The 15,299-nt window shown below is 39.1% G+C and carries 15 protein-coding genes and 1 pseudogene; 14 read left to right on the top strand and 2 right to left on the bottom strand.

From position 1 onward, the window contains the following. The first annotated feature begins 151 nt into the window (after positions 1 to 151). Genes cysM through ACG916_RS06285 form a run of 4 tightly spaced genes read left to right on the top strand, consistent with a single transcriptional unit; the run spans position 152 to position 5,690 of the window. Complete coding sequence (gene cysM / locus ACG916_RS06300) at positions 152 to 1,072, top strand: cysteine synthase CysM (RefSeq protein ID WP_336953566.1); 921 nt, start codon at positions 152 to 154, stop codon at positions 1,070 to 1,072. A gap of 59 nt (positions 1,073 to 1,131) precedes the next feature. Continuing rightward, on the top strand, positions 1,132 to 1,953 hold the full coding sequence (locus ACG916_RS06295) for a 3'-5' exonuclease (protein ID WP_336953567.1): 822 nt from the start codon (positions 1,132 to 1,134) through the stop codon (positions 1,951 to 1,953). Positions 1,954 to 1,961: 8 nt separating this feature from the next. Beyond that, entirely contained in the window at positions 1,962 to 3,356 is a 1,395-nt protein-coding gene (gene rlmD, locus ACG916_RS06290; RefSeq protein ID WP_419327658.1) for a 23S rRNA (uracil(1939)-C(5))-methyltransferase RlmD, read from the top strand. 27 nt (positions 3,357 to 3,383) lie between these two features. Beyond that, positions 3,384 to 5,690 carry a RelA/SpoT family protein gene (locus tag ACG916_RS06285; protein WP_419327657.1) on the top strand — a complete coding sequence of 769 codons (2,307 nt, stop codon included), beginning with the start codon at positions 3,384 to 3,386 and terminating at the stop codon, positions 5,688 to 5,690. 146 nt (positions 5,691 to 5,836) lie between these two features. Here the strand turns inward: ACG916_RS06285 and ACG916_RS06280 are convergent, their stop codons facing one another. After that, the gene (locus tag ACG916_RS06280) at positions 5,837 to 6,619 is read right to left on the bottom strand and encodes an SDR family oxidoreductase (RefSeq protein WP_419327656.1); all 783 of its coding nucleotides are present in this window, start codon (positions 6,617 to 6,619) and stop codon (positions 5,837 to 5,839) included. A gap of 105 nt (positions 6,620 to 6,724) precedes the next feature. Between ACG916_RS06280 and mazG the strand changes: the two genes are divergently transcribed. The 9 genes from mazG to yjgA all read left to right on the top strand — a co-directional run bounded on the left by mazG (position 6,725) and on the right by yjgA (position 13,458). Beyond that, a complete protein-coding gene (gene mazG / locus ACG916_RS06275; RefSeq protein ID WP_336953571.1) occupies positions 6,725 to 7,489 on the top strand; it encodes a nucleoside triphosphate pyrophosphohydrolase in 765 nt (254 codons plus the stop codon). Between the two features lie 7 nt (positions 7,490 to 7,496). Continuing rightward, positions 7,497 to 7,961, top strand: coding sequence for a ComEA family DNA-binding protein (locus ACG916_RS06270; RefSeq protein WP_419327655.1), 465 nt, complete (start codon positions 7,497 to 7,499; stop codon positions 7,959 to 7,961). A 147-nt stretch (positions 7,962 to 8,108) separates the two neighbouring features. Further along, positions 8,109 to 9,590, top strand: a complete 1,482-nt coding sequence (gene pcnB / locus ACG916_RS06265) for a polynucleotide adenylyltransferase PcnB (protein ID WP_419327654.1) — start codon at positions 8,109 to 8,111, stop codon at positions 9,588 to 9,590. Next, positions 9,587 to 10,069 carry a 2-amino-4-hydroxy-6-hydroxymethyldihydropteridine diphosphokinase gene (folK, locus tag ACG916_RS06260; RefSeq protein ID WP_419327653.1) on the top strand — a complete coding sequence of 161 codons (483 nt, stop codon included), beginning with the start codon at positions 9,587 to 9,589 and terminating at the stop codon, positions 10,067 to 10,069. The genes pcnB and folK overlap by 4 nt, the downstream gene beginning before the upstream one ends. A gap of 46 nt (positions 10,070 to 10,115) precedes the next feature. Further along, positions 10,116 to 10,925 carry a 3-methyl-2-oxobutanoate hydroxymethyltransferase gene (panB, locus tag ACG916_RS06255; protein WP_336953575.1) on the top strand — a complete coding sequence of 270 codons (810 nt, stop codon included), beginning with the start codon at positions 10,116 to 10,118 and terminating at the stop codon, positions 10,923 to 10,925. Between the two features lie 2 nt (positions 10,926 to 10,927). Beyond that, positions 10,928 to 11,773, top strand: coding sequence for a pantoate--beta-alanine ligase (gene panC, locus ACG916_RS06250; RefSeq protein ID WP_419327652.1), 846 nt, complete (start codon positions 10,928 to 10,930; stop codon positions 11,771 to 11,773). Positions 11,774 to 11,798: 25 nt separating this feature from the next. Next, positions 11,799 to 12,650 (top strand): RNase adapter RapZ, encoded by an 852-nt coding sequence (gene rapZ / locus ACG916_RS06245; RefSeq protein ID WP_419330221.1) that lies wholly within the window; start codon positions 11,799 to 11,801, stop codon positions 12,648 to 12,650. Next, positions 12,647 to 12,916 (top strand): HPr family phosphocarrier protein, encoded by a 270-nt coding sequence (locus ACG916_RS06240; RefSeq protein ID WP_004725933.1) that lies wholly within the window; start codon positions 12,647 to 12,649, stop codon positions 12,914 to 12,916. Before rapZ ends, ACG916_RS06240 begins: the two co-directional genes overlap by 4 nt. Positions 12,917 to 12,918: 2 nt before the next feature. Then, positions 12,919 to 13,458: a ribosome biogenesis factor YjgA gene (gene yjgA / locus ACG916_RS06235; RefSeq protein ID WP_004725935.1), complete on the top strand. Its 540-nt coding sequence runs from the start codon at positions 12,919 to 12,921 to the stop codon at positions 13,456 to 13,458. Between the two features lie 63 nt (positions 13,459 to 13,521). Here yjgA and ACG916_RS06230 read toward each other — a convergent pair whose 3' ends face one another. After that, entirely contained in the window at positions 13,522 to 14,133 is a 612-nt protein-coding gene (locus ACG916_RS06230) for a hypothetical protein (RefSeq protein WP_419327651.1), read from the bottom strand. A gap of 142 nt (positions 14,134 to 14,275) precedes the next feature. Between ACG916_RS06230 and ACG916_RS06225 the strand changes: the two are divergent. Next, positions 14,276 to 15,205 (top strand): annotated as a pseudogene (locus ACG916_RS06225) (sensor histidine kinase efflux regulator BaeS); the annotation flags it as partial. Positions 15,206 to 15,299: the final 94 nt, after the last annotated feature.

The raw sequence follows: 15,299 nt of genomic DNA, 5'->3' as shown, positions 1-15,299 counted from the left end.
AATTTTATTCAATAAACAAAATCATGATCCCACTTAGGCTTGTTGATATATATGAATTTAGTTTGATCATTCCAAGTAAAATAAAGCGGAAAGATGTGCAGTATGTTTCTTTTTTTCATACAATATGCCCACCTCGATATAGGTGCAACAGATGAGTCACACACAACCTGATTTCTTAGCCAACGAATTTTTGTTAGATCACTATGTAGGAAAAACTCCTTTAGTGCGTTTACAACGGTTGGCAAGTCATACTCAAGCAACAGTATTGGCAAAGCTGGAAGGGAATAATCCCGCTGGTTCTGTAAAAGATCGTCCTGCATATAATATGATCATGAAAGCTGAACAGCGTGGTCAAATTAAGCCAGGTGATACGTTGATTGAGGCGACGAGTGGAAATACGGGAATTGCGTTGGCGATGGTCGCCGCAATGCGTGGTTATAAAATGAAATTAATCATGCCAGGTAACTCAAGCCAAGAGCGTAAAGATGCGATGCGTGCCTATGGTGCTGAATTGATCGAAGCAACCAATATGGAAGTTGCGCGTGATATGGCTTTGCAAATGCAAAGTGAAGGCCAAGGTCTGGTGTTGAATCAGTTTGGGAATCCAGACAATGTGGAAGCACACTACCTGACCACAGGCCCTGAAATTTGGCAACAGACAGCGGGGAAAATTACTCATTTCGTCAGCTCTATGGGCACAACTGGCACGATCATGGGAATTTCTAAATATTTAAAAGAACAAAATCCAGATATTCAAATTATAGGATTACAGCCTTCAGAAGGTTCAAATATAGCGGGTATACGCCGTTGGCCACAAGAATACTTGCCGACAATTTTTGATCCAAAGCGTGTCGACCAGATCATGGATATTCCGCAAATTGAAGCTGAAAAAACGGCACGCAGTTTAGCGCGTCAAGAAGGCATTAGTGCAGGAACCTCCTCAGGAGGGGCTGTATGGGCATCTGTTAAAATTGCTGAAGAAAACCCAGATGCAGTGATTGTGTGCATTGTATGCGACCGAGGTGATCGTTATCTTTCTACAGGTTTGTTCTCTGTTGAGGATGAAGAATAGTTGCTTCAAGGTCATAAATTGCCTCATGATGGTAAAGTTGATTATTGAGTAAAGTTTTTATGCGCCTTCCAGTTTTAGTTTTTGATATCGAAACCCTGACAGATCTTAAATCTGGAGCGCATTTATATGGTTTGGATTTACCACAGGACGATTTAGAACAGGCGTTGGCAAAATTACGTCGTCAAGAATCAGGGATGGATTTTCAGCGATTATCTTTACATGAAATTGTCTGTATTTCGGGTTTGTGGATTGATGAAAATGGTGTGATGAAACTATTTTCATTTAGTCGTGAGCACTATACTGAAACTGAAATTTTACAAAAATTTTTATCTATCTTTGATAAAAGACACCCAACCCTCGTGAGTTGGAATGGTTCACAGTTTGATTTACCAGTGATTTTGTTCCGTGCAATGTATCACGGACTATCTGCGCCAAGTTTGTTTGATCAAGGTGAGATTGACACACAAAAAAGGTATAATAACTATCAGAACAGATATCACAACCGTCATGTCGACTTAATGGATGTTATGGCGATGTTTAACGGGCGTCATTTTCAGAAATTGGATGATGTTGCTCATTTATTGGGTTATCCCGGTAAACGTGGTATTTCAGGTTATTTTGTTCCCGAATATGTGAATACAAAGCAATGGCTGAAATTAACCAGCTATTGCGAAGGTGATGTTTTAAATACGTGGTTAATCTTCTTAAGATGGGCTTTGTTAAAAGGTCAAATTTCTTTGCAAGATCACCAGTTATGGATTCAAGCCTCTATTCATTATTTGCAAGGACAACCTCAACAACATGAGTTTTTAAATGTTTGGCGTGAAACGTCACAACGAACTGAATTTACTCAAGCAGATTTTTCCTCCACACCCGATTAGGTATCCCTTTGAAACATAGAGCAAAACCTCGACCATCTCAGCTTCCACAATATATTTTTAAAGTTGAAAGATTGTCACACGAAGGGCGAGGGATTGCGCATTATGGAACAGAGCTCAATCATCCAAATGAAAAGCAGGGTAAAAAAGTTTTTATTCGTTATGCACTACCTGGTGAAATTGTAAAAGCTCAAGTGACTCGTCAGGTATCTAAACTTGAAGAAGCGGACAGTATTGAATTACTCAGTGAGGCCAATCCACATCGTATTCAGCCGATCTGTCCACATTTTGGCATTTGTGGTGGATGTAGTATGCAACATATCCATCCAGATGAACAAATTCGTTTAAAACAAGATGTTTTAAAATCGCATCTCAGTCACTTTGCGGGTTTAGCGCCTGAACAATGGTTAGACCCATTGCGTTCAACTCGTTCCGATTATCGACATAAAGCCAGAATAGGTGTGCGTCATTTGCTCAAACAAAATAAATTGCTTATGGGGTTTCGTGAAGCACAGAGTAACCATTTAACTGAAATCCAAACCTGTAAAATTTTAGATATTGAATTGGATCAGGCCTTACCTGAAATAAAGGCATTACTCGAAAGTCTAAAAGGCAAAAGTAGCATTGGTCATATAGAATTAGCCAAAGGCGATAGCGAAATTTCATTATTGGTTCGCCATACTGAAAAATTAAAAGCCCATGATGTCAACCTATTGCAACAATATGCGTTACAGAAACAGTGGCAGTTGTATTTGCAACCTGCGGGTGTGGAAAGTGTACATCGAGTAGATCATGCTCAAGCCGACATGCATTTGCATTACCGTTTAAAAGATTTTGATATTGAGTTTGCATTTAATCCAACAGATTTTACCCAAGTGAATCCTACTGTAAATCCGCAGATGGTTAATCTGGCATGTGATTTGCTTGAGTTGAAAGCAGGTGAGACTGTTTTAGATTTATTTTGTGGATTGGGAAATTTTTCACTCCCGCTTTCTAAACGTGTGGGTGCTACAGGAAAAGTCATTGCTGTAGAAGGTAGTGAAGCAATGGTGAAGCGTGGTACAGAAAATGCACTGAACAATCGCCTCAGCAATGTTAAATTCTATTCACAAGATTTAACAAAAGACTTTTCGCATTATTCTTGGGCAAATCAAGGATTTGATGCATTATTGATTGACCCTCCTCGTGCGGGAGCAGAACAAGTTATGCATTATTTGCCCAAATTTGGTGCGCAAAGAATCGTTTATGTGTCGTGTAATCCTGCAACTTTGGCTAGGGATGCTGGGATTTTGGTACAACACGGTTATCAGCTCACTAAAGCAGGTGTAATGGACATGTTTACTCACACTGGGCATGTTGAATCTATTGCTTTGTTTGAAAAGAAATTAGAGATAAACGATTTATAATGAAATATAGAGTTAGAGGAGTAGGGTATGGTCACAGTACGTGAGCAACTTCCTGATGAGCTCAATGAGCTATCAGAGGAAGCGACTGTAGAGCATGCCGATGAAGCGCAACACGCTCTAGCAACTTGGCTAGATCGAGTGCGTGGAATTTTAGACGGTGCTGAACTTAAGCAGTTAGAAGAAGTCGCGCAATTAGTATTACAAAAAGAATTGGCGACCACAGTAAATTCCAGAACCAATACCTTTGCAACAGGTATTGGAATGGCTGACATCCTCGCGCATTTACATGTCGATGAAGATACACTAGCAGCAGCTGTACTTTATCGTAGCGTGCGTGAGGATCTCACCACCTTAGAGGAGATACAGCAGCGATGCGGTGAGCAAGTTTATAACCTTGTCAAAGGCACTTTGGCTATGGGTAAACTTTCTGAACTGATTGAAAAGAATAAACGGTTAGAAGATCACTTTAATAATAATCAGCGCGAACACCTGACAGGCATCTATAAGATGTTGATTTCTGTGACAGAAGATGTTCGTGTGGTATTGATTAAATTGGCTGAACGGACATTTGCTTTACGTGAATTGGCACACTCTTCAAAAGAGCGTCAAGAGCGTGTTGCACGAGAAATCTTGACCATCTATTCTCCTTTGGCGCATCGTTTAGGGATAGCTCAATTAAAATGGGAGCTCGAAGATCTTGCTTTCCGTTATTTGGCTCCTGAACGCTATAAAGAGATTGCTTCATTACTCAATGAAAAGCGGCTGGAACGTGAGCAATATATTCAGTTTGTGGTTGATAAACTGAAAGGTGAGCTTGGTGAGCATGATATTGAGGCAGAGATTTCGGGTCGAGTAAAACATATTTATTCGATCTACCGTAAAATGAAGAGTAAAAATCTGAGTTTTGATCAGCTATATGATATTCGTGCGTTAAGAGTTTTGGTTAAATCTGTAGCAGAGTGTTATCACGCTTTGGGCATTGTGCATCAAATTTGGCGCCATATTCCTCATCAGTTTGATGATTATATTACCAATCCAAAAGCCAATGGTTATCGCTCTTTACATACTGCGGTGATTGCAGAAAATAAATCTTTGGAAATCCAAATCCGTACCAAAGAAATGCATGAAGAAGCAGAGTTGGGTGTATGTTCGCATTTCAACTATAAAGAAGGCTCGAAAACCACTGATTATTCATTTAATCATCGTTTGCATTCATTACGTGCAGTCCTTGAACATTATCAAGAACGTACTGAAACCAGTGCACATCCCAATGAAGATGAAACAGAAGATTTTGAACAAATTCAAGATTTTGAAGGGTTCGAAAAAATCTATGTTTTTAGTCGTGATGGGGATATTAAAGAATTACCACGTGGATCGACGGTGCTTGATTTTGCTTATCATGTGCATACCGAGGTCGGGAATAAGTGCTATGCATCAAGGGTTAATCAACGCTATGTGCCATTAACCTATACTCTGAAAACAGGGGAACAGGTTGAGATTTTAACCAAGAAAGATCGTGAACCCAATCGTGATTGGTTAGTTAACTCATTGGGTTATATCAAAACTGCACGTGCCCGTGACAAGTTGCGCCACTGGTTTAGACAACAAGATCGCAGTAAAAATCTGGAAGTTGGGCGTGAACTACTCAATAAAGAGCTTTCACGTCTAGCGATTCATCCAAAAAGTATTGATTTAAGTGATTATTGTAATCATTTCAATGTAAAAACTGGTGATGACATCCTTGTTTCATTGGTAAGTGGGGAAATTAGCCTGCATGCCTTGATTAATCAAGTTAATCGCCACATGCACTTAGATCAAGATGAACCAGAACTTGTTCTAAAACCGACGTTAAATCCACGTGCAAGTCATACCTTATCTGCACATGGAATTTTAATTGATGGTTTGGACAATGTTGAATTACACATTGCACAATGTTGTCAGCCTGTTCATGGTGAATCGATTGCTGGATATATCACCTTGAATCGTGGTGTGAGTATTCATAAGGTTGCGTGTCCCGATTACATGCGCATGATCAAGTTAGAACCTGATCGTGCTGTTGAAGCCGATTGGGAAATGCAACCGACACGTGGGCAAAGTGTGCAAATTGTGGTGGAAGCTTATGATCGTCGTGGTTTGTTAAAAGATTTGACCCAAGTGATTTTTTCAGATCAGATCAATATTCGTCAGGTAAATACGATTTCTGAAGCAGATGGTATTGCCAATATGAAATTGTTGATTGAAGTGAAAGGTTTGGCGCAATTGTCTCGCCTTTTAGCAAGATTGGAACAACAGCCTGGCATTATCAGTGCTCGACGTTTGGTTCAAGGTAATTAAGCTATATTGCCTTGATCAGATTTTATGATTTGAACAATAACAAAACTCGCGAAATGCGAGTTTTTTATTATTCAGTATAATAAATTAAACTATGAATTTGATTTATAAAAAGAAAGCTGATATCTGTTGAATGAGTTTTTATAATATTAATACTTAGATTTTCTCGTCAGTATTAAATTGCTCAAGCGATTGATAAATTGAGGGCTAATGGTAGAAAGTGTAAACATCACTTTAGTTTTTAAACCAACTGGACGATGTGTAGCAGTGAAAAGTGAGTCTTTGGCTTTAACTTGTGCAAGCACTTGCTCAGCAACATCTTGGGGTGTGAGGCTAACACCGATATTTTGAATCGCGCCTGCATCCATGTTTGTTACCATAGTCGTTTGGACAAACAGCGGCATAACATCCAGTACACGAATGCCATATTTTTGCCATTCGATATCTAATCCTTCGGTAATACCGCGTACCGCAAATTTACTGGCAGAATATGAGACTAAATCTGCTTGTCCATAAATGGCTGATGCTGAAGAAATATTGATAATACGCGCAAATTTTGCTTCTTTTAGATAGGGAAGTGCGGCGTGACAGCCATTTAAAACACCATTTACATTGATATTGATTGTTCGGTGGTGTGCACTAATTTCAGTTTTCTCAAAATCTCCAGAATAAAGGATGCCAGCATTATTCACTAAAATGTTAAGACCATTTGCCCATTGAGAAAACTCTTTAAGCGCTATTTGCCATTGTGCATAATCGCTCACATCTAATTTGCCAGCTTTGGCATTGTGACCTAATTGATCTGCTAAAATTTGAGCCTGAGCTTCATTGATATCATAAATACCAACTTGATAACCTTGTTGGTAGAATAGACGTGCGATCGCTGCCCCAATGCCTTGTGCAGCACCGCTTATGAATATGCTCTGACGCATTGCAGTATCCTTTTTAGTTTATTTTGATTGCAGTGAGTTGAACATAAAATATGCATAACAACAAGTGTTGTGCAGTCATTTCTTATTGATCTTAAAGGACATTAAATGCAACAGTTATTCGCCATTATGAAACAATTACGTGCAGAGTGCCCTTGGGATCGTGAACAGACCCCTGAAAGTTTAACGCGCTATGCGATCGAAGAGGCGTACGAGGTGGAAGAAGCTGTACGCTCTGGCGATGTTGATGAAATTAAAAATGAATTAGGGGATTTATTGTTACAAGTGGTCTTTCAATCACAGATGTACAGTGAGCAGGGTGCTTTTGATTTTAATGATGTTGTAGAAGCTATTTGTCAAAAATTGATACGTCGTCATCCGCATGTTTTCCAAAAAGAGCAGTTTGAGAATTTAACTCCTGAACAAGTGTCACTTTTGTGGCAGGAGATTAAACAACAAGAAAAACAGGGCAAACCTCAATTTCGGTTAGATGAGTTAAAGCATGGTCCTGCTTTGTCTCAGGCGGAAAACCTGCAAAAAAATGTTGCAAAAGTAGGATTTGATTTTACTGATGTGGCGCAGGCCTACGATAAAGTCAAAGAGGAACTGGCAGAGTTTGAAGAAGCCATGCAATCGGAAAAACCTGATGAAATTATGGATGAATTTGGTGATTGTTTATTTTCTTTAATTAATGTTGGGCGTAAACTAGGCATTTCAAGTGAGATGGCTCTTTTAGGAACCATTTATAAATTTAAATCTCGCTTTGCTTATATTGAAAATCAAATCAATTTTAAAAATAAAAGATTAGAAGATATATCTTTAGAAGAAATGGATCTTCTTTGGGATCAGGCAAAGCAACAATTAAAACCATAGGTTATCCATGAGTAATCATAATTTTTATTGTAATCGTGTAGTAAAGCTAATTAAATTGTCTTTTTTATTGGTGCTTTTAAGCTGCTCTTTCAGCTTATATGCGCAACAATTTGATCAAGCTTATTTAAAATGGAAAGCAGAACAACAAGCACATGATGAAAAAATAAACAAGATTGATGGTCACTATTATCTTTCGACACCGAATAACCAGACATCACAACCTAAGAATAGTGGTAACAATAACACATTGTCACGTGTTCAAAATTCAAATAGCTCAAGTATGAGAATTAGTTTAAATTCTGCAAATATTGAACAATTACAACAGTTAAAAGGTGTCGGTACAAAGAAAGCACAGGCGATTATTGATTATCGCAATCAGAACGGGAAGTTTAAAAGTATTGATGATTTAAAAAAGGTAAAGGGGATTGGGGCGAAATTTTTCGAGCAGAATCAAGCAAGACTTAGTTTGTGACGTGTTTAATGCTGTATGGATCGATGAATTATCAACATATCTTAAATTCAAGTGAAGTTTGCGAGAATCAAATTGCCCTTTAGCTGTGTAAGCGATATCATTAGCACAATTATGATTTTTACGTCCTGACGTAGGAGACAGTGTCTTTTGCAAACTTTGCGTGCGTCAAAGTGTGGGTTATCCACCGCTCAATTACCTTCCTCCATTTTAGATGTTATTGATTCTTTAACTAAAGCTGGCTATGAAGCTTATATAGTCGGTGGTGGTGTACGTGATTTAATGCTTGGCTTAAATCCGAAAGACTATGATGCAGTGACCAATGCAACGCCTTCTCAGGTGAAAGAGGTATTTGGTCGTCGTTGCCGAATTATTGGGCGACGTTTTGAATTGGCACATGTGTATTCAGGTCGTGAATTGATTGAGGTGGCGACATTCCGTGCCCCACCGAAAAAAGCAATTACCTCTGCACAAGGAATGATTTTACGTGACAACAATTGGGGAACTATAGAGCAAGATTTTGCTCGACGTGATTTTTCCATCAATGCCATGTACTACCAACCAAGAAAAGGGGAAGTGCTCGATTTTTGTAATGCTATTGATGATATAAAAACCAAAACTTTAAGGTTATTGGGTGATCCAGGACTTCGTTTTGAAGAAGATCCTGTACGAATGTTGCGTACTTTACGTTTTGCTGCGAAGTTAAATTTTAGTATTGATCCTAAAATTTTAGACGTTTTTACCCAAGAGATGACACAGCTGCTGCGTGATGTTTCTCCGCACCGTTTATATGATGAGTCGCAAAAATTATTCACGATGGGACATTTACATCGTGTTATGCCTATGTTGATTGAATTTGGTATTTGGAAGCAATTATTTGCTGATATTAGTCCTGAAATTACTCAGTTTATTGAACGTGCTGCGAAAAATACCGATCAACGGATTCAAATGGGTAAAACCATTAATCCTGCTTTTTTCTATGCGGTATTGCTATGGAATAATTTCTTAGCGCGTTGTGATTTTTACCATGCTAAAGGGGTTGTTGCTGCAGAAGCACGAGCTCAAGCAGGTTTGGATGTGTTAAAACGTCAAGCGACTCGAACCATTATTCCTCGTTTTGCGGAAACCTTTATTCGTGAAGTTTGGGAAATGCAAAGCCGTTTGTTAAATCCAAAACCTCAACAGATTGAAGCACTTTCTGGTCATGCACGTTTCCGTGCAGGATTCGATTTCCTGTTATTGAGAGAGAAGTCTGGTGATACTTCTACCAACGGTATGGGAGCATGGTGGGAAGCTTACCAAGATATGTCGACTGACGAGAAAGAGCGTGCAATTGGTAGCTATAATCGACAGCGTGCTAAGAGCCGTAAAAAAATTGCTGAAGTCGCACCAATTGAAGATGCAAAAGCTGCAGTTTCAACGCAAATTGAGCCATTGGTCAAAGAACAAGAATCTCGTAGTCGTCGTTCACGGAATAAGCCAAATTCAACATCATCTCATGATTTTAGAACACGAAATGATGCTCGAACAGCTGTAAACAAAGGTGAAATCACTGCTGATCATCCAATTACCAAGCGTAGACGAGTACAACGTGATTTGAACAGTGTGATTTTTGGACCCACCCAGCCATGATTAAAACCTACATTGGTTTAGGAAGTAATCTAGGAGATTCTGAGCAAATTCTACGAGCAGCTGTAGAAAAGCTTAGAAAATTTGGTGGTGTTACGGTTTCAAAGTTGTACCAAAGTCCCCCAATGGGGCCTCAAGATCAACCAAATTATCATAATGCGGTTGTAGAATTGCACACAGATTTAGCGCCATTGGCCTTGTTGGATGAGTTGCAACGCATTGAAAATGAATCAGGTCGAGTACGTTCACGTCATTGGGGTGAGCGTACTTTAGATCTAGATCTTTTGCTTTATGCTGAAAAAAACATTATAAATGAGCGGCTCACAGTACCGCATATTGGTATTTTAGAGCGTGATTTTGTAGTGATTCCATTGTTGGATCTCGATCCTGAGCTTCAAGTCAATGGACAATCATTGCAAAAGTTAGATTTCGTGCAACATTCAACCCTTAGCGTTTTAGCAGATCAGTCATGGGCTGATTAAAGGATTGAATGGGCAGAGGAACTCTCATTGATAGAGGAATATCGTCATGATTAGCCTAAGTGATTTAAGACAATTCAAAACTCAGGGACGTAAATTTTCATGCTTAACTTGCTATGATGCGAGTATGGCAAAAGGTATGGAAGTTGCTGAGATTGACACCATTTTAATTGGTGACTCTTTAGGGATGACAATCCAAGGGCATGATTCTACATTGCCTGTTACTGTTGCAGATATGGCGTATCATACTGCAGCTGTACGTCGTGCGAATCAACACGCATTTATCATGTGTGATTTACCTTTTCTGAGTTACGCAACGCTTAATGATGCGTTGCTTAATTCAAAAACCGTGATACAAGCGGGTGCTCAGATGGTGAAAATTGAGGGTGGTGAATGGCTGGCTGAAACTATACGAGTTTTGACACGAAATGGTGTACCTGTTTGTGTACATTTGGGCTTAACACCACAGTCGGTACATGTCTTTGGTGGCTATAAATTACAAGCGAAAACGCGTGAAGCGGCAGATCAATTAATTGCTGACTGTAAAGCTGTGGTAGACGCTGGTGCAGCTGTGTTATTGCTCGAATGTGTTCCTGCTCAAATGGGTAAAGAAATTACTGAATTATTCCCACACGTTCCTGTGATCGGTATTGGGGCTGGGGCAGATACTGATGGTCAAGTTCTTGTTGTGCAAGATATGCTTGGTTTGACTTTTGGTAAAGTGGCTCGCTTTGTACGCAATTTTATGAAAGAACAAGCAGGTGAATCTGCAATTGTAGATGCATTCAAGGCATATCATGTTGCTGTGCAAGAGAAATCGTTTCCTGCAAAAGAACATACTTTTCAAGTAGAGCTGTAGACATGAAAACAGAAACGACCATTCAAGGACTAACAGCATCACTTAATCCTGCTCGATCGGCACGTAAAATCATCGGTTTTGTACCAACGATGGGAAATCTACATCAGGGCCATTTAAACCTTGTTCGTGAAGCGCGTAAATTATGTGATGTGGTGGTGGTTAGTATTTTCGTGAATCCAATTCAGTTTGGACCCAATGAAGATTTTGATAACTATCCGCGTACACTTGAGCAAGACAGTAATTTACTTGCTGAAGTGGGGTGTGACATTGTTTTTGCACCGTCTGTTGAGCAAATGTATGGTAAATTCCCACGTTTAACAAATATTACTGTGGGTGAAATTACCAATGATTTGTGTGGCTTACAACGTCCAGGTCACTTTGATGGTGTTGCTGTTGTTGTCACCAAATTGTTTAATATTGTACAGCCGAACTTTGCATTTTTTGGACAGAAAGATTATCAACAATTGGCTGTGATTAAGCAGGTTGTTCGTGATTTGAATATGCCAATTGAAGTGATTGGTGTACCAATTGCACGTGCTGAAGATGGTTTGGCCTTAAGTTCGCGTAATGGTTACTTATCTGAACAAGAGCGTCAAATAGCTCCTGTTATTTTTAAGACCTTAACGACTGCTGAACAAGATTTACATGCAGGTAAAACACTTGCAGATGTCTTGGCTCAAATTCGTGAAAGTTTAAATGATGCAGGGTTAATTGTGGATTATGTCGAAGCACGTAGTCTAGCGTTGCAAAAAGTTGAACAATTCGACCAAGATGTTGTATTGTTTGTTGCAGCGAAATTAGGCAAGACTCGTCTGATTGACAATTTACAAGTAAAACATTTTACATAAACTTTGCTTTTAGGATCGCGATGCCATGAAGCGCATACTTATCGTAACAGGACAGTCTGGTTCAGGTAAATCATCTGCTTTGCAGGTGCTTGAAGATTTGGGTTATTACTGTATCGATAATTTGCCTTTGGCATTGCTTCCTGAAATCGTTGAAAAGCTGGATAGAGAAAATAATTTAGAATTATTGGCACTGGGTGTCGATGTTCGAAGCGCCAAAGAAGATTTACAGGGTTTTGATCAAGTTTTTCAACAGTTACAAAAACATGGCAGCGTAGACGTTATTTATTTAACGACGCGTGATCAGGAATTGATTTCACGTTTTAGTGCATCTCGACGTCTTCATCCATTGTCAAACCGTTTTCAGAGTTTGAATGAATGTATTCAAGAAGAAAAAAATTTATTACTTCCGATTCAACTGCGAGCAACAGTACATATCGATACAACGGATAAAAGTGTACACGATTTAAAAGATACCTTATTGTCCAAACTTGGACAGTCCGATAAACTCATTTTAATTTTGCAATCTTTTGGTTATAAACATGGTATTCCATTAGATGCAGATTTTGTTTTTGATGTCAGGCATTTGCCAAATCCACATTGGGATTTAGAGTTACGTAAATATTCGGGTTTAGATGAACCAGTACGTAAATTTTTAGAAGCCAGTGAGCAAGCAAATGAGATGTATCAAGACATCTATCAGTTTTTAAATAAGTGGTTGCCTGCTTTTTCGGAAGGTCATCGTCACTATATTACAGTGTCAATTGGCTGTACGGGGGGACAACATCGTTCAGTTTATATTGTGGATAGGTTGAAAAAGGCTCTTGAGTCAAAATGGACTATTCAAGTATTACATAGAGAAATGAAGCACTGGTCATGATTGACACAACTGTTGACGTAATTAATAAATTAGGATTACATGCGCGTGCATCTGGAAAACTAATCGAAGTCACGACTAAATTTAAATGCTCTATTCAAATTGGTAAGGGTGACAAGTTAGTCGATGCCAAGAATATCCTTTCTTTACTTATGCTCGGAGCTGGTAAAGGAACCACCTTGCGTCTAGTGATTGATGGTGCAGATGAAGAAAAAGCTTTGTCTGAAGTTCAAGCACTGTTCGCAGATAAATTTTACGAGGCAGAATAATCGTGGCACGTCGTCCGCAACGTTTTACTGAAGATGATTTTGAATCTTTAGAAGGGCGTGCAAGTAAAACCGAACAGAAAAAAGCTGTACAACGTATGGCTGCTTTAGGTGAACAACTCGCAGAGTTGTCGAAGAAACAAATTGAATCTTTACCTGTTGAAGATCGGTTGATAGAGGCTTTGCTTGATGTGCAATTGATCACATCTTTTGAAGCACGTCGCCGTCAATTTCAACGGATTGGTAAGCTTTTGCGTAATGAAGATGAAGCCATCATTTTGTCTTATTTAACCCCTAAGCAAGGGATTAAAAAGTTGGCGCAATTGGATCGTTGGGTGGATCGAATGATTGAGCAGCGTGACCCTGCAATTAAAGAATTCTGTAAATCTTATAATGCTGCTGAAAGTCATTCTTTACGTCAGCATGTATTGCGTATTCATCGGGATATCACCCGTCAAGCCACCGCTGAAGAATTAGCGGCTTCTAAACTTAAGTTATTAAATTATGCCCAACAAGTGGCTTTGATTTCGGATAATTCCAAGTAAATTATTGTGACAAATAAAAAACGACCCAACAGGGTCGTTTTTTATATTTAGCCAAGATATGAATTAAACTTTTGATGGTATCATGGGAATGTTATCGCCTGATTTAAACTCTGGCTGGAATTTAACAACACATTTACCATCGATGATTTTATCATCCAGTTTTACTTGGATTGCCTTACCATCAGTCTGGCCTGCACATGATTTTTGAATCGCATCCCACTTCGCTTTACGTTCTGCACGTTTTTGGGCAAATTCTTGCTTAATTTGAGCACGTTGTTCTTCGGTAATGTCTTTCATACGGGGTCCGTCATGACGCATCATATGACCACGTTGTTCTCCATCACGACGGAAATCTTGATTCATCTCTTTCATCGCCTTGTGATCAGGCTTGAATACGATATTACATGTACCATTAATATTTTGCTGACCTGCTCTCACCTGAACCGTTTGACCAATTGCTTTGCCATCACAGGCTTTTTGCATTTGTTGGCGTAACGCTTTATGTTGAGCACGTTTCTGTTTCATTTCTTCACGTTGTTCAGGTGACATTTTATGATGCCCACCATGCATCATCGGGTGGCCCTCTTTTGGACCTGGATTAGATTGACAGGCAGTCAAAGCCCCTACAGTTAAAATACTTGCCGATACCAGTGCGATTTTTGTCATAGCTTTCATTGTTACTACTCCAATGAATATTTTGTGTTGTGTTCTGTTGATACCGTAAAGATTAAATAATAATGATGTAGAAACAATGGAGAGAATTTTGAACAACTGTTGGGTACAATGTTGAAATGAGAAGAAAAACGTGAGATCAGTTTTGAAAATACGTCGAGTCCCCATTGCACTGCGCTTATTTCTCACCGTTTTATTGACGACATTAGTCATTACAACGGTGAGCTTAAGTGTTTTGCACTGGACCATGCAAAAGAATTTTGCCAAATATGTCGCAGATGTCGAAATGCAAAAACTTGATCATCTGATAGAAAATTTGGCAGATGTATATGGGGTCTATCAAGACTGGGGTAATGCGGTTCAAGCACAGATTTTACAAATTGAAGGCGATGCTGCTCCTGATGATTATGATAAGTTGTCACGCTGGTGGCTACGTCGTCAATATGATATTGCTTTACAACAGCGCTATTTTAAAGAACATACGATAGTAGCGACTTTGGGACAAACAGATGGTGCAGTTCATAAGTCTCAGCTGGATCAAGAAGAACTAAAAATTCTTGAAGAGAATTTACCCTCAGCTTATCAGCCATTTGAAGGTTTGAAGTTTCCACTGAGCTCAAATCAAAATTTATTTAGACCCTCTGATCGTAAAGGAAAAAAATCATCTATAGACAAAGGACATCTTTCAGCGGGTCGTGAAGAAGCAGCTTCAGCACCTAAAGAAACGTCAACGAGAGATTCAATGCGGACTGTAAATCCACAGAATGGCAAAAAGATATTTGTATCATTGCCTGACCGCTTAGGACTCAGTTCACGCCTTTCATTATATGATGCAAAACAACAGTTTATTTTGGGTGAACCTTCTGATGATCAGGTTTCTTATCGTCCGATTTTGGTCAATGATCAGGTGGTAGGGTATCTAGGTTTAAAACCAGTTTTAGATCAGGATGATGCATTGAGTATTAACTTTTTTAGTAATCAAAAACGTTATTTAGTACTGATCTATATCTTCACATTCTTATCAAGCTTGGTTGCAGCCTTGTTATTGGCGACTTATTTTAAAACACCGATTAGAGGTGGTCCCACATGTTTGAACAACTAAAAGCTTATTTATAAGTGATACTCTGCTCTAGTTAAGCTACCTTATTTTGTTGTGGTAGCTGGTCATA

The organism is Acinetobacter legionensis, assembly GCF_048552295.1.
In the GTDB taxonomy this organism is placed as follows: domain Bacteria; phylum Pseudomonadota; class Gammaproteobacteria; order Pseudomonadales; family Moraxellaceae; genus Acinetobacter.
This window is presented reverse-complemented; position numbering and strand designations above follow the sequence as displayed.

Excerpts from the sequence above, each read along its gene's own strand:
- cysM (WP_336953566.1), top strand. The coding sequence starts at position 152 with ATGAGTCACACACAACCTGATTTCTTAGCCAACGAATTTTTGTTAGAT.
- ACG916_RS06295 (WP_336953567.1), top strand. The coding sequence starts at position 1,132 with ATGCGCCTTCCAGTTTTAGTTTTTGATATCGAAACCCTGACAGATCTT.
- ACG916_RS06285 (WP_419327657.1), top strand. The coding sequence starts at position 3,384 with ATGGTCACAGTACGTGAGCAACTTCCTGATGAGCTCAATGAGCTATCA.
- ACG916_RS06280 (WP_419327656.1), bottom strand. The coding sequence starts at position 6,619 with ATGCGTCAGAGCATATTCATAAGCGGTGCTGCACAAGGCATTGGGGCA.
- mazG (WP_336953571.1), top strand. The coding sequence starts at position 6,725 with ATGCAACAGTTATTCGCCATTATGAAACAATTACGTGCAGAGTGCCCT.
- ACG916_RS06270 (WP_419327655.1), top strand. The coding sequence starts at position 7,497 with ATGAGTAATCATAATTTTTATTGTAATCGTGTAGTAAAGCTAATTAAA.
- folK (WP_419327653.1), top strand. The coding sequence starts at position 9,587 with ATGATTAAAACCTACATTGGTTTAGGAAGTAATCTAGGAGATTCTGAG.
- panB (WP_336953575.1), top strand. The coding sequence starts at position 10,116 with ATGATTAGCCTAAGTGATTTAAGACAATTCAAAACTCAGGGACGTAAA.
- panC (WP_419327652.1), top strand. The coding sequence starts at position 10,928 with ATGAAAACAGAAACGACCATTCAAGGACTAACAGCATCACTTAATCCT.
- rapZ (WP_419330221.1), top strand. The coding sequence starts at position 11,799 with ATGAAGCGCATACTTATCGTAACAGGACAGTCTGGTTCAGGTAAATCA.
- ACG916_RS06240 (WP_004725933.1), top strand. The coding sequence starts at position 12,647 with ATGATTGACACAACTGTTGACGTAATTAATAAATTAGGATTACATGCG.
- ACG916_RS06230 (WP_419327651.1), bottom strand. The coding sequence starts at position 14,133 with ATGAAAGCTATGACAAAAATCGCACTGGTATCGGCAAGTATTTTAACT.